Origin of the sequence: Bacillus sp. Pc3, assembly GCF_000815145.1 — a bacterium.
GTDB lineage: Bacteria > Bacillota > Bacilli > Bacillales > Bacillaceae > Bacillus > Bacillus velezensis.
The window spans coordinates 2,331,718-2,354,031 of record NZ_CP010406.1 but is presented as its reverse complement, the minus strand read 5'-3'; the positions used below and the strand labels follow the sequence as shown (position 1 = coordinate 2,354,031).

The following is a 22,314-nucleotide window of genomic DNA, read 5'->3' as shown; positions in this document are numbered from 1 at the left end:
TTAATGCTCCTGTCCTTTCTGTAATGCCTGATGCGCCAGGCTTCCGGCGAGGTAGAGCGATTCATGCGTGCCCGCATCCACCCACCAGCCCGTTAACACATCATACGTCAGCTCACTGTGTTCAATGTATAAATTATTGACATCCGTAATTTCCAGTTCGCCGCGTTTTGAAGGGGAAATTTGTTCAATATAGGAAAACACTTCTGCGTCGTACATGTAGATCCCTGTGACGCATAGTCTGGTCGGCGGCTGCTCCGGCTTTTCAATGATCGACTTGATCCGTTTGTTTTTCTCATCAATCTCGGCGATGCCGAAGCGCTCCGGATCGTCCACTTCTTTCAGCAGCACTTTCGCTCCTTTTCCCTGCTTTGCGAAACGCTCCGTATAAGGTTTTAATGAATCTTCAAAAATATTATCTCCCAAAAGCAGAACGAACGGATCGCGCCCGGTAAACCGCTTTGCGTATGATAAACCGTCGGATATGCCGGAGGCGGCTGGCTGAACCTGATATGTGATTGAGACGCCGAGCTCTTCTCCGGTTTCGAGAAGTTTATGAAATTGCGGAATATATTCTTTTTGCGTAATCAGCAGGATATCTGTAATCCCCGCTTCTTCCAGCTTCATGATCGACCAGTAAATCATCGGATATGGACCGACAGGGAGTAAATGCTTATTGACCGCTTTTGTCAGCGGCATAAGGCGTGAGCCGGTGCCTCCGGCTAAGATAACACCTTTCACATGAACACTTCCTTACGTGTGGTTTTATCACAAATCATAAAGAATCGCCGCCGCCCGTTTGATGCCCCTGCCGTCAACCAGCGGCTTTCCGTTTTGATGAAGTCCGGTCCGCAGCGGATAATCAGCGGCCATGTCAGACATATGCCGTGCGAGAACGTCCGCTGATATGCCTTCACCAAGGCCGAGGTGAACGGCGGCCCCCCGTGCGGCGAATTTTCCCGCCGTCTCAGTTTGATGCTCCACTTGAGAAAGTACGATGCAGGGCACACCTGTACAAATGGTTTCATATAAAGTGATCCCGCCGGACACGACGGCCATATCAGCCCTCGAAAGAAGCGCGGCCATGTCATTTGTCTGCCTTACCAGCTCGGCATAAGGCATTTGTGTAAGATGCGCGCGCACGTCGTTAGCATGAGGCGCGGCGCCGCCCATGATGATGATCACTCGTTTTCGATGAATGTCGGGGATGCGGCGGCATGCTTCCATCACTTTAAAGACAAGCTTCTTCGGGTCGCTTCCTCCTAATGAAACCAATATGGTCCGGCATTCTTTTCTCAGCTGATAAAGCTGTTTGGCTTTTTCAAAACCCGGATGAAGAATCATATAATCCGGGCCTTCATATACCGCGGCGCTGCCCTTTTGGACCGTCCGGCTTTTCAGCCCTCCGTAAATGCCGTTTATAACGGCATCGCATAAATGAATGACATGTTCCCGTTTTTCTTCAAATAAGACGATGCGTGCCGATGAATGCTTTTTGACTTCCTCTAACCAGTCACACGGCATATCGAGCAGATCGAAAATGAGAAGGTCAGGAGCCTGCCTGTTTATTTCCCGGACAATAAATTCCTTCTGTCCCTTGTCAGGCTTGATGATCACTTCCCATTGATCAGATGACAGATAAGAAGAAGCCTCTTTATTTGTGCAGAACGTTATTGAGCAATTGTTCTTAATGGCACCGGCAAGCAGCTTCATCCGGACCGCGTGCCCCATGCCGATGTCACGGCCCCCGTCCGCGAAGATCAAAACCCGCATGCTAATCAGCCTCTTTTTGCCGGATCATTTGATTAATGGCCCTGAGCTCCGGATCACTATTCAGCAGATGAATCAATTCTTTTGCCGGAATATCAGGACGCGAGCCCGCTTTTACGTACAGCTCGCGGGCCAGCCTGTAGTCCTCTTCTGTATCGACGGTCATCCGCAAGTGAGGAGCCCGGAGTTCCTGCGGGGGCTCAGGAAAGAGAAGCCGGTACCTCTCAGGAGATTCTCTTATTAAAAGCGTGACATGCTCCTGGTATTTGTCCGCCAGCGTTTTGTCGGCATTGATCTCCGTTAAAAGGCGCGCGTTTACCGCCTCGCCGCCGATGCCGAGCGGTGTACCGCAGATATACGTGTAGTCTGCGTGCTGATCTAAATGCGATTGAATCAGAAAATCAAGCAGCGAAGGATCGACAAACGGGTTATCCCCCGTCAGTCTGACTGCGATGTCCGGTTTAACTTGTTCGATGACTTGTGCAAACCGGTCAAGCACGCACTGCTCGCTGCCGCGGTGCACACGGTAGTTCTTGCTGATGCAGTGCGCAGACAGAATGTCGTCGGTCTTGCTGTCAGACGAGGCGACGATCAGATTATCCCGCGATTGATCATAATACGCGCTTTGCCGAACCCTTTTGACAATCATATCGAGGATCGTATACCCGCCGATCGGTTTCAGCACTTTGCCGGGAAGACGCCCGCTTCCCATCCGCGCCTGAATGATAAACAAAATGTCAGTCATCATATGGGCTGCCTTTCGTCAAAAGGTCATCCCAAGTGATGCCCGTGTCAGCGGGGATATCCCTGACCGCACGCGTCCCGTCAGTTAAAAGTTCAAAATATCTCGGATGGAGCCCCTGCGGTTTTTGGCCGGGACGAAGGACGGCAAGGTTTTCCGCCGTAAAACATTCGCCTTTTTGAATCGGCGCCGTTGAAAAAATGCCTCTGTAAGCGAACCTTCTGATATCCCCTTCAATCGGTGTCGTGGTTTTATGGGAGCTTCCCGACAGCACTTCCGGCACCGGAGCGTGATGCCCCTGCCGCAGCTCCGCTTCAACCGAGCGGATCGCCGCAACCATTTCTTTTAATTCATCCGGATTGAGGGCGAAGGAGTGATCAGCACCGGGCAGGTTTTTATCGATCGTAAAATGCTTTTCAATCAGTTTCGCTCCGAGCCTGACAGCCGCGCACGGCACATCATACGGATGGGCGCTGTGATCGGAGAAACCGATCACTGCATCCGGGAATGCGGCGGCAAGCATGGGAATGACGCTCAGATTGCTGTATTCAGGCGGCGCGGGATATTTCGCCACACAATGCATGATCGCAATTTCTGTGTTCCCCTCGCCGGTAATGGTTTGATAAGCCTCCTGAATATCTGAAATATCAGCGCCCGCGGTGGAGAAGATAATCGGGGTCTTCAGCCCCGCGACATATTTCAATAACGGCAGATGGTTCAGCTCGTAGGAGGCGATTTTAAAAGCTGAAGGGGAAGTCGCATACAGTAAGTCGGCAGAGCCTTCGTCACATACCGTGCTTAAAAACAGCACGCCTTTTTTCTTACAATATTCAAGGAGCGGTTCGATCCACTCAGCGGGCATTTCCATTGATTGCACTAAAGAAAATATCGAGACGTCTTTTCCCGCAGCGGTTTTGTACAAGCCGGGGTCTTTCTGATACATTTTGTCAGCCTGAAACATTTGGAACTTGACCGCGTCCGCGCCGGCCTCACTGGCCGCATCTATCAATTCAAACGCCTGGCTCAGTTTTCCGTCATGATTAATTCCGGCTTCGGCGATGATGAATACGGGCGAACCTTCGCCGATTGACTTCGTTCCGATTTGGCATGATGCCATCAGTCCGCCTCCTTCCCGGGCCAAACATGATAGTAGTAATAGGACGCATCCGCTTTAAATCCCATTCTTTCATACAGGCGGATGGCTCTTACATTATGGAGCTGCGTTCCCGCTGATACAGTCTTATGCTGAAAGCGCAATGATTGTTCAATAATGTGCGCCGCTAAATGAAATCCCGCTCCTTTCCCTTCAAAGCCCGGCTTTACCGCCATCAGATCAAGGACGAATTCATCGCCTTTAGACAGCCCCTGAATAAAGCCCACGGTCTCTCCCTTATATGTGGCGGCGAATTGTAACGAAGCTCTGCCTTCCGCGTTATTCCGCGCCCACTCTTCAAACAGGCGGTTTGCACTTTCATAGCTGAGGCGGGGGTCTTGATAATACCTGCTTTTTGTAAAGGCGTCGCGGGCCAGCCGGCTGATCGCTTCCGTGTCGCCGGGTCCGGCTTCTGTAATCTCAAATGGCGGCGTGCTGTTATATACACGCACCGGACTGACGAGCTTGAGAAGACTCCCTACAAAATAAGCGTTCGGAAGCTGCTGAACGACCTGCATCGCGCCGATATCTTCAGCCGGTATTTTAATAAATATAAAATCAGTGCCTGCCGCCCGCCTTGCCGCGTAAAATTCCTGAAACAGCCTTTTAAGCTGACCGGCGCTGTTTGCGGCTGCAAGCTTCACATTGATGATATTTTTTCGGAACAATTGACTTTCCCACGAAGAGTTTTCATATAAAATTACGCCTTGAAGGCTGTTTTCTTCCAATAAACAGAGCGACGATTCATAGGCTTCCGGCTGAATGCCCTTCTGATGCAGGAAGGTATGAATCATGTCCTGCGCAAGATTTTCCCTCAGTCTGTACACCTAATCAGCCCCTTTGACGATATCCGTAACGGCTGCAATGACGTATTCAACGTCTTCATCTGTCATTGACGGATAAAGAGGGAGTGACACGGTGCGGTGATAATACGCTGCAGCGGCCGGAAAGTCAGTCTCCTTATACCCGTACGTTTTTTGATAATACGGATGGAACGGAACCGGAATAAAATGAACACTTGTGCCGATATTATATTGGTCTTTTAAAGCGGAAATCAGATCGTTCCGGCTGACCCCGGCCTCCTGCTCCTCTATTTGAAGAACATACAGATGCCATGCATGCCGCCCGTCATCACTGACATGCGGGATGGTCAGCCCTTTCATGTGTCTGAAGGCGTCCTGGTAGCGGCTCGCAATGTCGGCTCTTCTTTGCTGCATGCTGTCAATCCGTTTCAGCTGATGAAGCCCAAGCGCTGCCTGAAGATCAAACATATTCATTTTATAGCCGGGCGTTTCGACCTCGTAGTACCAGCTTCCGTTTGAAGAATAGCGGTTCCACGCGCCTTTGCTCATGCCGTGAAGGCTGAGCACCCTGATCTGATCGGCAAGCCCGTCATCGTCCGTCGTCAGCATGCCGCCTTCACCGGTTGCCAGGTTTTTTGTCGCGTAGAAGCTGAATGCCGTCGCATCGCCGATTGATCCGATCATTTTCTGTTTATACGTGGTATACACGGCATGTGCGGCATCCTCTAAGACAAATAACTGATGCTTTTCGGCAATGGCCAGAATCTGATCCATATCACACGACTGGCCGGCGAAATGAACGGGTACAATCGCTTTTGTCCGCGGGGTGACGGCCGCCTCAATTTTTTCAGGGTCCGCATTCAGCGTAAGCGGATCGATGTCAACAAACACCGGAACGGCGCCTGTGTGCACGATTGTATTGGCCGTTGAACTGAACGTCACGGCAGACGTGATGACCTCGTCGCCGGGACCGATCCCTTTCGCTTTCAGGGCCAAAAACAAAGCGGCGGTACATGAGTTCAGCGCGATCGCGTGCTTTGCCCCCGTCCAGGCGGCAAAGGCTTTTTCAAACGCCTCTACTTTCGGTCCCTTTGAAAGCCAGCCCGATTCAAGCGTATCAATAACCTCCTGAATTTCGTCCTTCCCGATCATGGGCAATGAATAGGGAAGAAAAGCTGATCTTTTTTGCACCATTTTCTTTGCGCTCCTATCTTTTTTATGAAGGGTCAACCCGTCTGAAGCTGACTCCGGTTTTTTCCTGAAGCACTTGGCATAAAGCGGCAAGCGAATCCTGAACCGGGTAGTTCGCGGCGACAAAAGCACGTCGCGCCTGTTCCGCTTTTTGATATTCTGCGGGGCTTTCGCATATCCGGATTAATTCCTGAGCGAGTGCCTGCGGGTCTTCAAAGACAAATTCTCCAAGTGAGTGATAATAAGGGTATCTGCGGGTTCCCGCTGATTTTCCGATCAGCACGGGCTTTTGAAACAGCATCGCTTCAAGACCGACCGTTGATGTCTGTGTCACCGCAGCGTCAACATACGGGAGAATATCATACAGCTCCATCTCTTTTTTGATGATTTTGCCTGCTTTATATTTCCGCAGCACCTGATTGTAAGCATCCAGCTTGTTTTTGCCGATTTCCCACGGATGCGGTTTAATAATGAGCTGCATGTTCTTTTGGCCGGCAAGCTCTTCAAGCACTCCCGTATAAAATTCATCAGAAAACGGCTGTGTGGCGATCAGCACCGTCCGCTGTGACGGGAGAAAAGAAAGTTTGCGGTAAAACGTGTCTTGATCTATCGGCTCTCTTGAGAAAATCTCGTCGAAACGGGGATGCCCCGTGATGATGATTTGTTCATCCCTGCAGCCTTTTGCTTTATACCACTCCGCTTCATAAGCCCCGAATACGGCCTGATAGTCCGTAAATACGGGCAGAAACGCTTCATCTCCCATGAGCGCTCCGTGCTGAAGACAGATGCTGACGGCGTTTTTTTTCGCGCACGTCAGCGCCAGCACACGGCTGTAAATATCCTCCGTCGTGCCGACTACAACGGCGGAAATCTTTTCGGCCGTAAACAAAATATCAATGGCGTCAATCGCTTCAATAAATAACGGGATGTCTTTATACAAACGTTCCTGAAATTCTCTGTTTCCGAAAGCGGGATGGCTGTGAAGCTCTTTCAGAATGGAATGGGCTTTTTCAATATAAGGGACGGGGTTCCCTTTTTGCCCCATTCCCGTCAGCTCCAATTTGCAGATAACGGGCAGCCCGTAATGGTCAGGCAGACTCCATCTGGCCAGTACTGCTGTTTTTGCCGGATCAAACTGACGGTAGTTTCCCTCGGTGAACCGAAGATGATCGAAATGCAGAATGACTTTTCCGTTTACCGGTTTCTCATCTGTTTTCTTAATGTTTTGCCTTTTTTGATCATAATATGGCTGTATACCGGCTTCAGGAATATGGTGATCAGCCGGACCGAAAAGCTCTGGGTTCTGCTCCATGCTCTCCCGAAGCGCCGGACTGATATATTGATAAAAATTACTGATCAATGCGAGCGGGATGTCTTTGTAGCGAAGTGACTGAAAAAGGTCAATATACTGCCGGTACAGCACCCAATAGTTCGCTAAGTATGCCGACAAGCCCTCACCCCTTTCCAAGCTTTTTTAATGATTCCCTCAGCTCCCGGCACGTGGTCTGCTGCGGAAGGCTGTTCACAAACTCGTTTTTCTCCGCCGCGAAAAGCTGATAATGGATGGATTGATCGGTAATATAATTGATATCAAGCTCCTCAGAAATCGGGTAAAACGGATAAAAATGATTCACTCTCCAGAAGAAACGGGCGTCACCGATCCGGTAAAACGCCGGGCTTTCATCCCAATAGGAACCGAATGCCGATTTGACCTGTTCCAGCACGGAAAACCTGTGCATGACCGAACAATGGTCAATGGCGCACGGCGCGTTCCACACGATCCGTTCGGCGGGCCTGGCCGTCTCCTTCACCGTCTCTTTCCGCTGATTCAGATGATAGGTTTTGGAACTTGAATACACGACGGCTTTTTCCGGGTCTTCATCAAGCTCTTTCACCATTTTCTCAAGCCGTTCCGGCACATACGTGTTGTCGTCGGTCGCATACGTCACGTACTCGCCCTCCGCCATTTCTATTGCCTGATTAATCAAGGCGGCGTAGCGTGTTTTTTCCGTTCTTTCTTTGACGCCCGATACATCGCTTTGATAAAACCGGACGCGGTCATCCGTGAGAAAAGGACGTATTTCCGCCAATGTCGCTTCATTTGAGTTGTCATCCATAATGAACAGCTCAAAGTCCGTAAACGTTTGAGACAGAATACTTTTAATAGAGCGGGCCACATAGTCACTTTTGTTATAGCTCGTCATGATCACTGACACTTTAGGCAACTCGTCACCCCCTTTTCGCACCTGAAACTACCGCTATCATATGTTCCTTATGCGGAAGATGCGCTAGGAATACAGACTATTATGTGAAAAGTCAGCATTGCGCGCACAAAAAAAGCCGGCTCTGATGTCCGGACTCATTGGAGCGTATTTTCTTTTTTCGCATAAATCTTTCTTTGGGCTCATATGGTGGAATAGATAAAAACAGCAGCCGCTCTGTCGGCTGTCTGATACTTGTCAGGAGGTTTCAGCATCAAGAGGTTTTCATCAAAGGAGGAACAATATGAAACCGAAAAAGAATCAATATCAGCAAATGCAGGGGATGGGGATGGGAATGGGAATGGATATGCAAGGATACCAGCCGCAGCTCGGGCCTAATCCTTATCCGCAGCCTCAGGGCCAAGGATCACAAATGATGCCGATGCAGCAGCAAATGACAATGCCGATGCAGCAAGGCCAGCAGAGCTTCGGCGGGGGGTTCCCCGGCCAGCCGCAGCAGCAGGGCGGCGGCAGCTTTCAGATTCCGTCAGGTCCATCATCGTCACAAAACGTTCCCGGCATGCTGCCGATTGAAGAGTCATACATTGAAAATATTCTGCGGTTGAACCGGGGCAAAACAGCGACGATTTATATGACATTTGAAAACAGCAAAGAATGGAATTCAAAGATTTTCCGCGGTGTGATTCAGGCGGCGGGACGTGACCATATCATCATCAGCGATCCGAAAACGGGCACCCGCTATCTGCTTCTGACCATTTACCTTGATTACATCACGTTTGATGAGGAAATCGCTTATACTTATCCGTACTCCATGTCTTCTTATTCTCCGAGATAAATCAAAAAGCCAATCGCTCACTTGACAGAGGATTGGCTTTTTTTCTTTATAAATATTTGACGGCCGCGACGATAATCATAATCCAAGAGATGATAAACGCCACGCCGCCGAGCGGTGTAATCGCGCCGAGAATGGAAATCTGCGTCACGCTCAATACGTACAGGCTTCCTGAAAACAGAACGATGCCCGCAAACATCAGCCAGCCCGCAACAGAAACACTGCCTGCGCCAGAAAGCTTTTCGGCCAAAAACGCGACAGCCAGAAGACCGAGCGCGTGATACATATGATATTGCACGCCTGTGTGCCACACCTGCAAATATTTATCGGGGATTTTCCCTTCAAGCCCATGCGCGCCGAAAGCGCCCAGCGCCACGGCCAATAAAGCGTTAATCGCACCAAGAATAATAAACACTTTCATCTATTTTTCTCCCGCCTTTTCGTTAAAGTTTCCAATTCAATCATAACCCAACATCGGCAAAATTCAACGTCCGCCGTCCGATGACACGAGATTGTCGGATTTTTTCTTTTTGATAAGCTGGATTCGGTCAATCGCTATCGCCAGCAGCGTCCCGAGCACAAGACCGTTGCTTAAGAGCGAAATCAGTATCGGATGCATTCCCGATAACGCGCTCTCCGGCACAAACATCACACCGACTCCCGTCAGGAGCGCCAGACCGATAATGGAACGGATTCGTTTTTGCTCCGCTTTCTCATAAGAGTCAAACTCCGTAAAGGCAAGACCCGCCATCGTGGAGAAAACGACGAAGTTTACCGCAAAGCCGACCGGTGAGGGCAGACTCGCAAACGCATTCATAAATAGCGGGATCATACTGATGATCACGACAAATACACTTCCCAAAAGAAACGGCTTTTTCGAAGGAAGCTTCGTCGTCTCAATAAAACCGGCCGCCCCTGAAATCGGCACAGGCGCAATGCCCCCTGACAGTCCGCTCAAAAGGTGGCTGATCGAAGCCGCAAACCCAGCCGGACGCTCACGCCGTTTCCCGACGGTGCCGCCGAATTTTTTCACCGCCGCTTCTACAACCCGGATGCTCGCGAGCATGTTGACAATCAAAAGCACGGTAATGAAGAGTGATGTAATAATCAGGCCGCTGTCAAACACGGGTTTTCCAAACGGAAAAAGAGCCGGCAGCTGAATCACGCGGTCCGGTATTTGAATCGGTTTGGCAGCGCCGAAGACGGCGAATAAGATCCATCCGCCGGCAAGCGAAAGGAGAATCGCATACTGTCTTAAGAACGTAACATTCGATCGGGACATGATGAACATCGCCGCCGTCACAACCATGGCGAGCCCGAATACAAGGCCGTCGACGCTGTTTTTTAAATAGCCGATGCCCAAAAGGCCTTTCACAATCGGCTGACTCAGCTGCATGACCAACAGCAGCAGATACACACCGGTCACAACCGGCGTAAACAGCACGGCCAGCCGTTCAATCACTTTAAAAAGGCTGAACAAAAAGAAAAAGACAGCGCTTAATAACAGCGCCCCCTGCAGCGCCCGCAGCGTCTCGCCGAATGTCGCAAACACCGTGCCAGTCAGTCCGCCGTAAATCGTGTATACGCCCCACCATAAGCCTGCCGGGCTTTCATTAATCGGCAGACGATGTCCCTGGAGACATTGGATGACCGCGGCGACGCCAAGCACAAAAAATGTGCTCTGAATCAATGCGGCAGAATCGGCATGGTTCAAGTGAAATGATTGTGCGATGGCGACAGGAACTACAATCGCAGCCGCAATCATAAATGCCGTCCATTGCAAACCCCCGAGTATCAGTTTCAAGTCAATCAACCTCTCCTGTTAAAAATCGAAAATGGAATCCCCGTTTCCGTCTTCCTCACGTTCGTCTTTCGCTTTTTTCTGATATTGGTTCAGCCCGGCGCTGCCCATCATTTTTTCAAGCAGCAGCGGGTCTGTCGAAGGAGACGCGGAAGGTTTCGGCGCCGCTTTCGGAATCGGATTCTGCACAGGCGCCAGAGCGGTGTGCGTCTGAGTGCCGAGCACGACATCACACAGAGAGCGGATGGCGGCCGCGTGCATTTTGACCTCCTCGGTGCGGGTCGCCGTTTTCGCCTGCCTCAGTTCTTCTTCCATCTTCTGAATCAAAGCAGAGATATGTATGTTCATGAGTAAATCCTCCAGCAGTAATTTGTCTTCTTCCTGCATTTTATCAAATTTCTGAGCGAATCGCAGAATTGAGTTTGTTATTTTTTCTGACGGCATACCGCCCTGAACGCCAAAAAAGGCGCTTTCCGCCGGGCGGAAGCGCCTCAAAAAAACCGTTTATTGCGGCAGGTCGGGGATGCACCAATCGATCGGCTGCTCCCCCATTTTTTCAAGGGCGGCGTTTGTACGGGAAAACGGTCTGCTCCCGAAAAAACCGTTCCTTGCCGAAAACGGGCTCGGATGAGTCGATTCAATAATAATGTGTTTCGATGTGTCAATGCGCTCTTTTTTCATCTGCGCGTGACGCCCCCACAGGATAAAGACAATCGGCTTCTCTCTTTCATTCACCACATCAATGATGCGGTCAGTGAGCCGCTCCCATCCCTTGCCTTTGTGGGAATTGGCCTGACCGCGGCGAACCGTAAGCACTGTGTTTAACAAAAGCACTCCCTGCTTCGCCCAGCTGACGAGCGATCCGTGGTTCGGTACGGAGCAGCCGATATCGTCCTGAAGCTCTATGAAAATATTTTTCAAAGACGGCGGCTGTCTGACCCCGGGCTGAACGGAAAAACTAAGCCCGTGCGCCTGTCCTGGCCCGTGATATGGATCCTGTCCGAGAATGACCGCTTTTACATCCTCATAGGGCGTATAATGCAAGGCGTTAAAAATATCATGGCTGTCAGGATAAATCGTTTGGCTGCTGTATTCTTGTTTCAGCATTTCTCTCAGCTCTTGATAATACGGTTTGTCAAATTCATCTTTCAGCTGATTCCACCAGCTGTCTTTTAAAAGCTGTTTCAAACTGTCCGTCCCCCTTATGAACTGTGCAGTCTCGAATGGACGGGCTTTCCGTCCCACACAATATCAGTCGGCGCCTCCCGCCTCTTCATGTCCGGCTCTTCAAGAAGAACCGCGAAGTTTTTCGTCGGGAGCTCCCCAAGCCCGTGCTTTTCGCTTAACCGGTCTAAGTACCGCTTCCGTTTGCCCCCGAGATCCGCGGACTGATTGCCGCCTCCCTCAAAAAACGCATATATGACGCTCGCGCAAGGAACACGCTTCACACGGTGCTGTTTCGCGGCGCGCAAATAAAAGTCCCAGTCCCAATAATTATGGACATCCGGATCAAAATACCCTAACGTGTCATGCAGAGAACGCCTGTACATGCTGCCTGACGGAACGTACGTGGAAAATACCCGCATATCCGCATAATCCGCCGTATAGGCGAAAGGCTTTCGTGACACCGGGTATCTCGTGCCGCCCCGTTCTTCAAATGACACAATTTCCGCGTCAGAATGGACAAAATCCGCATCAGCAAGTGCAGCCGCCATTCTTTCCAAATGGCCCGGCGTAATGAAATCATCATCATCGCACAGCATGATATAATCACCCGACGCTTTTTTCACACCTGCGTTCCGCGCCTCCACATGTCCGACATTCTGTTCTAAATCAATAATCTGAATCGGCAGATCGCTGTACAGCTGCTTCACTTGTTCGGCCGATTCCCCGGCATCATTTACAATGATCACTTCATAAGGCTTTATGGTCTGCATGGAAATCGACTCCAGCAGCTCACACAAAGCCGGAATCCGATTATACGTGACTATGACAATTGATATATTCATGATCCGCTCCTTCTGCTTTTTCTCATGTTCTATTAAAACATAAAGCGGCGGAGAGATCAGGGGGGATTTTTGATTTCGGCCCATTCAGAAACAAATCCAGGTCATGCCCGCCAGCAAAACGAGAATGATCAGAAGGTCTCCCCAAACAGTGCATACCGCCTTGGCATTAAGTCTGCCCGCCTCCATGGCGTTCCAAAGTTTTGATTGATAAACAGGCACCAACACCATCGCATAGCTTGTGCACAAGCAGCCAAAAGCCGGCGGGACAAGCGCAGCGCTGTCAAATCATTCCTCCAAGCCTTCCGTATTGTGATCGGGAGAAAATCTAACTATAATGGGATATAAAACACTGATGGAGGCCATTGATATGTCAATGCACAAAGCACTTACTATTGCCGGTTCTGATTCCAGCGGCGGCGCGGGAATTCAGGCCGATTTAAAAACATTTCAAGAAAAAAACGTATACGGAATGACGGCTTTGACCGTGATCGTAGCGATGGACCCGGAGAACAGCTGGGATCATCAAGTATTTCCGATCGATGCCGATACGATTCGCGCACAGCTGGCGACGATTGTTGACGGAATCGGCGTAGACGCCATGAAAACTGGAATGCTCCCTACCGTGGAGATCATAGAGCTTGCGGCGAAAACGATTAAAGAAAAACAGCTGAAGAATGTCGTTATCGATCCTGTCATGGTCTGCAAAGGAGCGAACGAAGTGCTGTATCCGGAGCATGCCGAAGCGCTTCGCACCCAATTGGCGCCTCTGGCAACCGTCATCACGCCAAACCTGTTTGAAGCAAGCCAGCTGAGCGGTATGGATGAATTAAAAACGGTGGAAGACATGAAAGAAGCGGCCAAGAAAATTCACGAACTCGGCGCGAAATATGTATTGATTACAGGCGGAGGCAAATTGAAACATGAAAAAGCGATCGACGTGCTGTATGACGGAGAAACCGCGGAAGTATTAGAAAGCGAAATGATTGATACACCTTACACGCACGGAGCCGGATGCACATTCTCCGCCGCCGTGACGGCAGAACTGGCCAAAGGCGCTGAAGTGAAGGAAGCCATCTACGCGGCAAAAGAATTTATCACCGCGGCAATCAAAGAATCCTTCCCGCTGAACCAATACATCGGACCGACTAAACATTCGGCGATGCGTCTTAGCGGAAAATAAAATAAATATCCCCCTCATTACCCGAGGGGGATTATTTCATTTTTTTCGCGGATGACCGCAAAAACATCTCAATAGACTGCACAAACAGCGCATATTCCTTCATCTGTTCATATGTATGCATCAGCCGATCACTCCATTCATTGTGCGGCTCAGCTCTCTTGAGCATGCGATTCAGCTGAAGCAATACTTCTTTATATTCTTCCCGCTTATCTTCCACTTGCTCTGCGGCTTTGACAAGTAAACATTTCGGCGTCATCTTCTGATTTTTCAAAACTGAGAAAACAACTCCTTTTATTCCTGGAATCATAGGCTTTCGTTTGAAGAATAGCACAGATGGCATAGGTTTCACATAAGAAAAAAGAACGATTTTCTACAAAAGTGTCCAAATTGATCCATTTATTTCCGTTTTTCCTGCCGAAGTGACGGTTACGTCATCATTTCCCGGGAAAGGAAAATATCTGGCGCTGAATACCTCTTCTCCATCATTCAAAAACAATTCAATCGAGGATGCATCCAGAAAGAGCTGCACGGAATGCACCTCGCTGATGGCGCAGCTTCTCTTTTCTTTTTCTTCTCCGCTGAAAGCGGTGCGCTCCAGCACAGCCAGCCCCTCTTCCTGATGAAATATAAACCGAGCCGCGCCCCGAATTGAGATTTCAAAACCGGATTCGCAAGTGATGTCTTCCAGCAGCACTTCAGCCCGGGACGCATCTTTCACCGGGAGGCTTACAGACGAACAATTCAATTGAAGCCGGCGCTTTTGTTCATCCGTGCGGCGCGATTTCATTTCCGGGAGCGGGCGCTGTATGATTCTGCCGTTGGACAGTGACAGCTGTCTCGGCATCGTTAAGCAGTGAATCCAGTGATACGCATGTGTCGGATGTTTGTCCTCATGCTGATCCGGAACCCCCATCCACGCGAACAGAATTCTCCGTCCCTTATCATCTTCCAGCGTCTGCGCCGCGTAAAAGTCAAATCCTCTGTCAAGCTCCGTAAATGCACCGTGCTTAAATTCTGGCGGCTCTGTATGCAGCCTGCCGAGGAAATAGCCCGCCTGGTGGCTGTTATGATATTCTATCCCGTCGGCTTCAAGCCCCTGCGGACATACGAGCAGCACGTCGGTTCCGTCAAGGGAAAACAAGTCGGGACATTCCCACATATAACCGAATGACCCGAGACCGCCGGAGTCCGCCCCCGCAATCGCACCGAGAAACGTCCAATCCGTCAAGTTCTCTGATGTGAACAACACAGCGCTTCCGGTGAGCTTTTCTGTCTGCGCGCCAAGCACCATGTAATACGCTCCGTCTTTCTTCCAAACCTTCGGATCACGGAAATGAGCGGTATAGCCTTCCGGGAGACGCGCGACAACTCCTTTTTTTTCAAATACGATCCCGTCTTCGGATACGGCGAGGCATTGATACGTTTCCCGATTGCCTTCTCCGTCACGGACATTGCCTGTGTACATCAGGCAGAGCCGCCCGTCTTTTTCGATGGCGCTTCCGGAATAACAGCCGTTTTTGTCATACCACTCACCCGGCGCAAGCGCGATTTCCTCCTCTTTCCACTCAACGAAATCCTTCGTCGTCACATGCGCCCAAAATTTCGCGCCGTGCCCCGTATGAAATGGCTGCCATTGAAAAAACAAGTGATATACGCCGTTCCATTGGATCACGCCGTTCGGATCATTTAAAAGCCCGACCGGCGGCATAATATGATAGTTCTGGCGGTATGGATCTGACGCGGCTGTTTCTCCCCGCTTCTTTTTTGCTTCCTCAGCCTGCAGGCGCAGCTCTTGATCCGGTGTCCTCATTTGACGGCCTCCTTTTCTTTAGCTCCCATAATGTAAGCGGCAATAAACGCCGAGACAGAGGCGATGCCCATTCCGATCAGATAGTTTATAAGATTTCCTAAACCGAGCGGAGCCGTGATGGCAATCATCGGAATTCCGGTCAGACCGTAGGCATTGGCGGCGACACCGGTCACCACGACATAGGCCCCTCCCAGCGCGCCGCCGATCATTCCCGCGATAAACGGCTTGCGGTACCTTAGGTTTACACCGAAAATGACTGGTTCGGTTACGCCGAGAAAAGCGGAAAATGCGGCAGGCAGAGCGATTTCTTTCATTTTCGCTTTTTTCGTCAGGAAAAATACAGCCAGTCCCGCCGCACCCTGAGCGACATTCGCCATCGACCAGATAGGAAGGATATAGTTTCTGCCCAAATCAGCGATGAGGCCGGCCTCAATCGCATGAAAGCTGTGATGCACACCGGTAAGCACAATAAGCGGATAAAGACCGCCGAAAAGCAGTCCGGCAACAATGCCCGCATGATCATACACATATGTCAGCGAGACGGTAATGCCTGATCCGATCGCCCTGCCAAGCGGACCGATTGCGATAAAGGTGATAAATCCTGTGACAATCACCGTGACAAACGGCGTGACCAATAAATCGAATGCGTGAGGCACAATTTTTCTCGTGCCCTTTTCCACTTTGCTCATAATGTAAACGGCTAACAGTACGGGGATGACCGTCCCTTGGTAGCCGAGCAGCGCAATGTCGAAGCCGAAGAGCTGCATAAAATCAGGCGATGCATCCGCAAGCCCCCACGGATTCAAAAGCGCCGGATGGATCATAATTCCCCCGAGCACGGCACCGAGATAGGCATTACCGCCAAATTCCTTCGCCGCGCTGAACCCGATGAATACGGGCAGGAAGATAAACGCCGCGCTTGAAAACATGTCTAAAAGCTTAAACAGCGATGATTGTTCAGACACCCAGTGAAAAGCCTTCATCATGCCGAGCAGCCCCATTAAAAGTCCGCTTGCCACGATAGCCGGAATGATGGGAACGAATATGTTAGACAGTGTCTTCGCAAATCTTGCGGCCGGATTCAGCTTTTTTTTCGCTGCGTCCTGATGTGTCTCACGATCCTCCCGCCCCAAATCGGCTTCTTTTGAAAAAGCGTCATACACTTTATTCACGAGGCCGGTGCCGAATATAATCTGATATTGCCCCGAGCTGCTGAAAGCCCCTTTTACGCCTTCTATTTCTTCAATGCCGGCCTGGCTGATCTTCTGTTCATCTTGAATGACGAGCCTGAGCCGCGTCGCGCAATGTGTCGCGCTGATGATATTTGATTCCCCTCCGATATGTTTGATAAGCTGTTTTGCCGTTTCTTGATAATTCATGATGTATCCCCCTTTCTAAAATCAAAAAAGACCTAAAATTCGCCAACGAAAAAGGTCAGCATGATCCCTTTTTCATGTACGCAAATTTTAGGTCTTGCCTGCATTACCAGTCACAATCCCGCCGGATTCAGTTTTTTTAATGCGCTTTCATTTTATTTCATGATAGCGCTTTCGTCAATATGTTTTCAAAAAAAAAGTCTGTTTCTCGAAACAGACGCGTTATTCCGGGTTTTTTTGCAGACGCTGGACATGCAGCGTGATATAGCCGGCCTCGGATTCCGGCAGTTCCAAATCATATTCAGTTCTTAAAAACGCCGCCAGTTCAAGCGCACACCGATAAGCAAACGGATACTTTTTTTGGATGAAATAAAGCATCTCCTCGTCCATGGAATGGAGTGCTTCATTTGAGTCCAACCGGCTGACCGCATACCGTAAGTGCGTGACGAGGCGCTGATAGGAAATACTGTCTTCATCCACCTTCTGTTCGAAAAAGGATTCGATCTTTTCGATCATTTCTTTGATCATGGTTGTATGCTTCATCGCCGAATACATGCTTTTGGCATCCGCCTTGGCAGTGTGGATATGAAGCGCGATATACCCCGCCTCATCATCAGGCAATGATATACCGAGGGTTTGTTTCACGTGTTCAACCGCCCAGCGGCCGATCTCATATTCTTTTTTATAAAGCGCCTTAATTTCATGAAGCAATCGGTTATGCACCTGAAGGCCGTTTTGAATCCTTTCGATCGCAAAGGATAAATGGTCCGCCAGCGCAATGTGGATGTGATCGCTCAAAGGTGCCGCAAGCTCTCCCTCCGCATGGCTGATGATATCTTCAGCCGCCTCTATATGCTCTTCGGGAAGCGTTTCTAACACTTGTTTGAACTTTTCATTTTCGTCGTGCACGACAAATATTTTTTCAATTTTATGTTTTTGAATCACATCATTTTTTCTCTTTTGAAAAGCGATTCCGGGGCCCATTACGATCTTTTCCCGTCCGTCTTCTTTTATTAACGCCGCATTGTTATTTAATACTTTGTCTATTCTCAAGAGGTTCGCTCCCGTTCATATGTTTAGTGGGATTGTACCCTCTTTTTCATATGATGTAAAGGTGCCGGACCCGCGCGCTCCCGTTTCGGCAATTCTTTGCGGACAGGCATCCATCGGTTTTTATCCAGCCTGCCGCGGGCCGATTTCGTTTCATCGGTCAAATCCGCCGATCGGACTCGGCTCACAAACGAAAAAGCACCAGCCGTCCGCTTCGCTTTCTTATGATAAGCCGCTTGGTTTCCGTACACGGCGGCTAATGGATATCTTCCGTTACCCGGCGCCATCCAGTTCATCAGAAAGATCATCCATACCCGTAAAGATACTAGCAAACGTTTCATTGCAAATCATCCCTCCGCTTCTTTTTGACAGACAGCTTGTTCGCAGGCCTGTTTTTCTCTCCGCTTTAACGGAAAAGGCGGCCGATCCTTCTCCGCTAAAAACTAGCGGGTCTAGCAACCCTATGACTCTATGATAGACGCGGCCGGGCGAATTGTTTGTCACAATATGAGTGAAAAAACAAACTAGTTTTCAGAAGTTTTGTTGAAAGCTGATGGAAATGACCTGAAAAATGGAAAAGCCGATAAAAAAAGTTATGCACACCTTATCCCTTGGTTAAGCACAGCTTAAACACAGGGTATATCCACATATCCACAAACTCGATCTATATTTTGTATAGGAACACTCGTTCCCAACAATATATATACACAATTTTATTCAGTTATACACAGGATTCTGTGCATAACTCCCTCCTTATTCACAGACCAATTTCCATAAATGAGTCATATGTCACAAGGATTATTTTGAATTTTCAAGAAATATATACTAGATTTCTAATTTAGATAAAGAAAAAGGGGGAAACACGTTTGAAAAAAGGAATCATCCGTTATCTGCTTCCGGCTTTTGTCTTATCCTTTACCTTATCCACAAGTTCACAGGCTGCGCCGGCTTCAAAACCGCAAACTCCTGATCTTGAGAAGACTGAGGTGTTCGGTGACATTGATATGACCACCGGCAAACAAACGACAGTCATCGTCGAGCTGAAGGAAAAGTCACTGGCGGAAGCAAAGGAACTCGGCAAAGCACAGACAAAAAGCAAGCTGAAAAGCGAACGCTCAAAAGTGAAAAAGAAAGCGCTCAAAACCATTAAACACGGAAAAATCAACAGGGAATATGAGCAAGTGTTTTCCGGCTTCTCCATGAAACTCCCGGCAAATGAAATCCCCAAACTGCTGAGTGATCAGGATGTCAAAGCGGTTTATCCGAACGTCACCTATCATACCGATCAGCTGAAAGATAAAGACATCACCCTATCTAAGGATGCCGTGTCTCCGCAGATGGATGACAGCGCGCCTTATATAGGGGCAAATGACGCGTGGAAGCTCGGCTATACGGGGAAAGGCGTCAAGGTGGCCATTATTGACACCGGTGTCGAATATAAACACCCTGACTTAAAGAAAAATTTCGGACAATATAAAGGATACGATTTTGTGGATAACGATTACGATCCTGAAGAAACGCCGTCCGGTGATCCGAGAGGCGCGTCGACTGACCACGGAACCCATGTCGCGGGCACGGTAGCGGCAAACGGAACGATTAAAGGCGTAGCGCCGGATGCTACACTCCTTGCCTACCGTGTGCTCGGTCCGGGGGGAAGCGGAACAACGGAGAACGTCATCGCCGGCATTGAACGCGCCGTACAGGACGGAGCGGATGTCATGAACCTTTCTCTCGGCAATTCTGTGAATAACCCGGACTGGGCGACAAGCACGGCGCTTGACTGGGCGATGTCAGAAGGCGTCACGGCCGTTACATCAAACGGAAACAGCGGGCCGAACAATTGGACCGTCGGCTCTCCGGGAACGTCCAGAGAAGCCATCTCCGTCGGAGCGACCCAGCTGCCGCTGAACGAGTACGCCGTCTCCTTCGGTTCCTATTCCTCAGCGAAAGTAATGGGCTACAACAAAGAAGATGACATAAACGCACTGAATAAAAAAGAAACAGAGCTCATAGAGGCGGGTATCGGCGAGCAAAAGGATTTTGAAGGCAAAGATCTGAAAGGAAAAGTCGCGGTCGTCAAACGGGGCAGCATCGCCTTTGTGGATAAAGCAGACAACGCCAAAAAAGCGGGCGCGATCGGTATGGTTGTGTATAACAATGCTCCGGGAGAAATTGAAGCCAATGTACCGGGCATGTCCGTGCCGACGGTTAAGCTTTCATCAGAAGACGGCGAAAAACTCGTCAGCCAATTAAAAGCGGGCGGCACAAAAGCGACATTCCATTTATCCGTCGCTAAATCGCTCACTGAACAAATGGCAGACTTTTCGTCACGCGGCCCGGTTATGGACACGTGGATGATTAAACCTGACGTCTCCGCTCCCGGCGTAAACATCGTGAGCACCATTCCGACCCATGATCCGGCCGACCCGTACGGCTACGGATCGAAGCAGGGAACGAGCATGGCTTCTCCGCATGTAGCCGGCGCAGCTGCCGTCATCAAGCAGGCCAAACCGAAATGGAGCCCGGAACAAATAAAAGCCGCTCTCATGAACACGGCGGAAACCTTAACGGACGCGGACGGTGACGTATACCCGCATAATGCGCAAGGCGCCGGAAGCATCAGAATCATGAAGGCGATCAAAGCAGACTCCCTTGTCGCCCCGGGAAGTTATTCTTACGGAACGTTTATGAAAGACAAAGGCAATGAAACGAAAAAAGAAACCTTTACGATTGAAAACCAATCGTCCATCAGAAAATCATATCAGCTCGAGTATTCTTTCAACGGCACGGGCATTACCGTTTCGGGCACAGACCGGGTCGTGATCCCCGCTCATCAAACCGGAAAGGTCAATGCGAAAGTAAAGGTCAATGCCAAAAAAGTAAAGGCGGGCACCTATGAGGGAACCGTCACAGTGCGTGAAGGCGGAAAAACAGTCGTAAAAGTGCCGACGCTGCTGATTGTAAAAGAGCCGGACTATCCGCGCGTGACGTCAATCGACGTGCAGGACGGCACAACGCAGGGAACCTACCAAATTGAAACCTATCTTCCGGCGGGAGCCGAAGAGCTTGCCTTCCTTGTATATGACAGTAATCTTGACTTTGTCGGCCAAGCCGGCATCTACAAAAAGCAGGATAAAGGCTATCAATATTTCGACTGGAACGGCAAAGTCAATGGTGACACCGCACTGCCGGCAGGAGAATATTATATGCTGGCCTATGCCGCGAACAAAGGGAAATCAAGCCAGGTGCTGACTGAAAAACCTTTTATCATTGAATAACCGAACAGCCCTGCTGGAGCATCAGCAGGGTTTCTTTCTGACTATTCGGCAAAAGCTTCTCGAAGCAGACGGTATGACTGAAGTTTATCTTCAAAATGATGAGTAATGGTCACAGCCATTACTTCTTCTGTTCCGTATGCTTTACTGAGAGCCACAATCTGTTCCTTCACTTGCTGCTTCGTTCCGATGATCATCCGATTCCGATTATCGGCAATTCGTCTTTGTTCATACGGTGTATACGTATTGCCGCGGACGGTTTCGTAAGACGGTACGCCGTGAAGCGGAATCCCCTGTTCACCTGCAAGCAGCGTATAATCCATGACAGCCGCGAGTTCCTCCGCTTTCTCCTCCGTATCCGCGCACAGTACAAACACCGCCACGGCTGTTTTTGGTTCTTTTCCTAATACAGAAGGTTTAAATCTGCGCTTATATTGTGCTGTCGTGCTTTCTCCGCCTTCTCCATTAATAAAATGGGCAAACATATAGCCTGCTCCCATTTCTGCGCTCAGAAGCGCGCTTTCCCCCGAAGAACCGAGAAGCCAGACTTCCGGCGCCGTCTTAATAAGGGGTGATGCGGTCAGATTCGGAAAACGGTGATTGTCATCAGCTGCATCATGCAAATACATCGCCAGCTCACGAAGCTGCTGCGGATATTGATCAGCGTTACGCTTCCCGCCGTCATTCAGCGCCCATGATGCGATCGGCATTCCGCCCGGCGCTCTCCCTAATCCGAGATCGATTCTGCCCGGCGTCAACCCTTCAAGCACGCGGAAATTCTCCGCCACTTTATATGCGCTGTAATGCGGAAGCATGACACCGCCTGATCCTACCCGAATGTCATTCGTTTTCGCCGCAATATGACTGATCAGCACTTCAGGGCTTGAACCCGCCAACCGCTCTGAAAAATGATGCTCTGACACCCAAAACCTCTTATATCCGAGCTTTTCCGCCTCCTGCGCCAGTCTTACTGTATTCCGCAGTGCACTTTCCGCAGAACACCCTTCTGATACAGGAGATTGATCCAATATACTTAATGAAATCATCACTGTCACCTCATCAACATCGTACCACTGCTAAGCCGTTTTTTCTTTCTGTATGCT

The 22,314-nt window shown here is 49.7% G+C and carries 22 protein-coding genes; 3 read left to right on the top strand and 19 right to left on the bottom strand.

The genetic code is table 11. The features are described from left to right. Genes SB24_RS11175 through SB24_RS11140 form a run of 8 tightly spaced genes read right to left on the bottom strand, consistent with a single transcriptional unit; the run spans position 1 to position 7,881 of the window. Positions 1 to 738, bottom strand: a complete 738-nt coding sequence (locus SB24_RS11175) for a sugar phosphate nucleotidyltransferase (RefSeq protein WP_031378582.1) — start codon at positions 736 to 738, stop codon at positions 1 to 3. A 27-nt stretch (positions 739 to 765) separates the two neighbouring features. Then, positions 766 to 1,770, bottom strand: a complete 1,005-nt coding sequence (locus SB24_RS11170) for a PseG/SpsG family protein (RefSeq protein WP_039253408.1) — start codon at positions 1,768 to 1,770, stop codon at positions 766 to 768. A 1-nt stretch (position 1,771) separates the two neighbouring features. Next, entirely contained in the window at positions 1,772 to 2,512 is a 741-nt protein-coding gene (locus SB24_RS11165; RefSeq protein WP_039253405.1) for a cytidylyltransferase domain-containing protein, read from the bottom strand. Continuing rightward, positions 2,505 to 3,626 carry an N-acetylneuraminate synthase family protein gene (locus tag SB24_RS11160; RefSeq protein ID WP_033574362.1) on the bottom strand — a complete coding sequence of 374 codons (1,122 nt, stop codon included), beginning with the start codon at positions 3,624 to 3,626 and terminating at the stop codon, positions 2,505 to 2,507. Before SB24_RS11160 ends, SB24_RS11165 begins: the two co-directional genes overlap by 8 nt. Then, on the bottom strand, positions 3,626 to 4,489 hold the full coding sequence (locus tag SB24_RS11155; RefSeq protein WP_015418470.1) for a GNAT family N-acetyltransferase: 864 nt from the start codon (positions 4,487 to 4,489) through the stop codon (positions 3,626 to 3,628). The genes SB24_RS11160 and SB24_RS11155 overlap by 1 nt, the downstream gene beginning before the upstream one ends. Continuing rightward, positions 4,490 to 5,659, bottom strand: coding sequence for a DegT/DnrJ/EryC1/StrS family aminotransferase (locus tag SB24_RS11150; RefSeq protein ID WP_015418471.1), 1,170 nt, complete (start codon positions 5,657 to 5,659; stop codon positions 4,490 to 4,492). Positions 5,660 to 5,681: 22 nt separating this feature from the next. Beyond that, positions 5,682 to 7,106, bottom strand: a complete 1,425-nt coding sequence (locus SB24_RS11145) for a capsular polysaccharide export protein, LipB/KpsS family (protein ID WP_033574360.1) — start codon at positions 7,104 to 7,106, stop codon at positions 5,682 to 5,684. A 4-nt stretch (positions 7,107 to 7,110) separates the two neighbouring features. Next, positions 7,111 to 7,881: a glycosyltransferase family 2 protein gene (locus SB24_RS11140; protein ID WP_003150972.1), complete on the bottom strand. Its 771-nt coding sequence runs from the start codon at positions 7,879 to 7,881 to the stop codon at positions 7,111 to 7,113. A 280-nt stretch (positions 7,882 to 8,161) separates the two neighbouring features. Here SB24_RS11140 and gerQ point away from each other — a divergent pair, with 280 nt between their 5' ends. Continuing rightward, entirely contained in the window at positions 8,162 to 8,713 is a 552-nt protein-coding gene (gene gerQ, locus SB24_RS11135) for a spore coat protein GerQ (RefSeq protein WP_007407693.1), read from the top strand. Between the two features lie 46 nt (positions 8,714 to 8,759). Here the strand turns inward: gerQ and SB24_RS11130 are convergent, their stop codons facing one another. The 5 genes from SB24_RS11130 to SB24_RS11110 all read right to left on the bottom strand — a co-directional run bounded on the left by SB24_RS11130 (position 8,760) and on the right by SB24_RS11110 (position 12,520). After that, positions 8,760 to 9,131, bottom strand: coding sequence for a DUF423 domain-containing protein (locus SB24_RS11130; RefSeq protein ID WP_003150969.1), 372 nt, complete (start codon positions 9,129 to 9,131; stop codon positions 8,760 to 8,762). Between the two features lie 63 nt (positions 9,132 to 9,194). Then, positions 9,195 to 10,514: a purine/pyrimidine permease gene (locus SB24_RS11125; protein WP_007407695.1), complete on the bottom strand. Its 1,320-nt coding sequence runs from the start codon at positions 10,512 to 10,514 to the stop codon at positions 9,195 to 9,197. Positions 10,515 to 10,532: 18 nt separating this feature from the next. Next, complete coding sequence (locus SB24_RS11120; protein ID WP_032868202.1) at positions 10,533 to 10,955, bottom strand: YwdI family protein; 423 nt, start codon at positions 10,953 to 10,955, stop codon at positions 10,533 to 10,535. Between the two features lie 60 nt (positions 10,956 to 11,015). Further along, entirely contained in the window at positions 11,016 to 11,699 is a 684-nt protein-coding gene (locus tag SB24_RS11115; protein WP_012118732.1) for a uracil-DNA glycosylase, read from the bottom strand. A 14-nt stretch (positions 11,700 to 11,713) separates the two neighbouring features. Further along, positions 11,714 to 12,520: a glycosyltransferase family 2 protein gene (locus SB24_RS11110; protein WP_033574432.1), complete on the bottom strand. Its 807-nt coding sequence runs from the start codon at positions 12,518 to 12,520 to the stop codon at positions 11,714 to 11,716. A gap of 367 nt (positions 12,521 to 12,887) precedes the next feature. Here SB24_RS11110 and SB24_RS11105 point away from each other — a divergent pair, with 367 nt between their 5' ends. Then, positions 12,888 to 13,700 carry a bifunctional hydroxymethylpyrimidine kinase/phosphomethylpyrimidine kinase gene (locus SB24_RS11105; RefSeq protein WP_003150959.1) on the top strand — a complete coding sequence of 271 codons (813 nt, stop codon included), beginning with the start codon at positions 12,888 to 12,890 and terminating at the stop codon, positions 13,698 to 13,700. A 31-nt stretch (positions 13,701 to 13,731) separates the two neighbouring features. On the opposite strand, the gene SB24_RS11100 is transcribed toward SB24_RS11105, so the two are convergent. The 5 genes from SB24_RS11100 to SB24_RS11080 all read right to left on the bottom strand — a co-directional run bounded on the left by SB24_RS11100 (position 13,732) and on the right by SB24_RS11080 (position 18,277). Further along, positions 13,732 to 14,007, bottom strand: a complete 276-nt coding sequence (locus tag SB24_RS11100; RefSeq protein WP_042635591.1) for a hypothetical protein — start codon at positions 14,005 to 14,007, stop codon at positions 13,732 to 13,734. Positions 14,008 to 14,070: 63 nt separating this feature from the next. Next, entirely contained in the window at positions 14,071 to 15,510 is a 1,440-nt protein-coding gene (locus SB24_RS11095) for a sucrose-6-phosphate hydrolase (RefSeq protein WP_015418479.1), read from the bottom strand. Then, a complete protein-coding gene (locus SB24_RS11090) occupies positions 15,507 to 16,889 on the bottom strand; it encodes a sucrose-specific PTS transporter subunit IIBC (RefSeq protein ID WP_007614557.1) in 1,383 nt (460 codons plus the stop codon). The genes SB24_RS11095 and SB24_RS11090 overlap by 4 nt, the downstream gene beginning before the upstream one ends. 219 nt (positions 16,890 to 17,108) lie before the next feature. Then, positions 17,109 to 17,939, bottom strand: coding sequence for a PRD domain-containing protein (locus SB24_RS11085; RefSeq protein ID WP_015418481.1), 831 nt, complete (start codon positions 17,937 to 17,939; stop codon positions 17,109 to 17,111). A 23-nt stretch (positions 17,940 to 17,962) separates the two neighbouring features. Beyond that, positions 17,963 to 18,277: a hypothetical protein gene (locus SB24_RS11080; RefSeq protein WP_039253400.1), complete on the bottom strand. Its 315-nt coding sequence runs from the start codon at positions 18,275 to 18,277 to the stop codon at positions 17,963 to 17,965. Positions 18,278 to 18,802: 525 nt separating this feature from the next. Between SB24_RS11080 and SB24_RS11075 the strand changes: the two genes are divergently transcribed. Further along, a complete protein-coding gene (locus SB24_RS11075; protein WP_039253398.1) occupies positions 18,803 to 21,214 on the top strand; it encodes a S8 family peptidase in 2,412 nt (803 codons plus the stop codon). A gap of 41 nt (positions 21,215 to 21,255) precedes the next feature. On the opposite strand, the gene SB24_RS11070 is transcribed toward SB24_RS11075, so the two are convergent. After that, entirely contained in the window at positions 21,256 to 22,257 is a 1,002-nt protein-coding gene (locus SB24_RS11070; protein ID WP_039253397.1) for an LLM class flavin-dependent oxidoreductase, read from the bottom strand. Positions 22,258 to 22,314: the final 57 nt, after the last annotated feature.

Coding starts and splice junctions, on each gene's coding strand:
- SB24_RS11170 (WP_039253408.1), bottom strand. CDS start 1,770: ATGCGGGTTTTGATCTTCGCGGACGGGGGCCGTGACATCGGCATGGGG.
- SB24_RS11165 (WP_039253405.1), bottom strand. CDS start 2,512: ATGACTGACATTTTGTTTATCATTCAGGCGCGGATGGGAAGCGGGCGT.
- SB24_RS11160 (WP_033574362.1), bottom strand. CDS start 3,626: ATGGCATCATGCCAAATCGGAACGAAGTCAATCGGCGAAGGTTCGCCC.
- SB24_RS11150 (WP_015418471.1), bottom strand. CDS start 5,659: ATGGTGCAAAAAAGATCAGCTTTTCTTCCCTATTCATTGCCCATGATC.
- gerQ (WP_007407693.1), top strand. CDS start 8,162: ATGAAACCGAAAAAGAATCAATATCAGCAAATGCAGGGGATGGGGATG.
- SB24_RS11130 (WP_003150969.1), bottom strand. CDS start 9,131: ATGAAAGTGTTTATTATTCTTGGTGCGATTAACGCTTTATTGGCCGTG.
- SB24_RS11120 (WP_032868202.1), bottom strand. CDS start 10,955: ATGCCGTCAGAAAAAATAACAAACTCAATTCTGCGATTCGCTCAGAAA.
- SB24_RS11110 (WP_033574432.1), bottom strand. CDS start 12,520: ATGAATATATCAATTGTCATAGTCACGTATAATCGGATTCCGGCTTTG.
- SB24_RS11105 (WP_003150959.1), top strand. CDS start 12,888: ATGTCAATGCACAAAGCACTTACTATTGCCGGTTCTGATTCCAGCGGC.
- SB24_RS11100 (WP_042635591.1), bottom strand. CDS start 14,007: ATGATTCCAGGAATAAAAGGAGTTGTTTTCTCAGTTTTGAAAAATCAG.
- SB24_RS11095 (WP_015418479.1), bottom strand. CDS start 15,510: ATGAGGACACCGGATCAAGAGCTGCGCCTGCAGGCTGAGGAAGCAAAA.
- SB24_RS11090 (WP_007614557.1), bottom strand. CDS start 16,889: ATGAATTATCAAGAAACGGCAAAACAGCTTATCAAACATATCGGAGGG.
- SB24_RS11080 (WP_039253400.1), bottom strand. CDS start 18,277: ATGAAACGTTTGCTAGTATCTTTACGGGTATGGATGATCTTTCTGATG.
- SB24_RS11070 (WP_039253397.1), bottom strand. CDS start 22,257: ATGATTTCATTAAGTATATTGGATCAATCTCCTGTATCAGAAGGGTGT.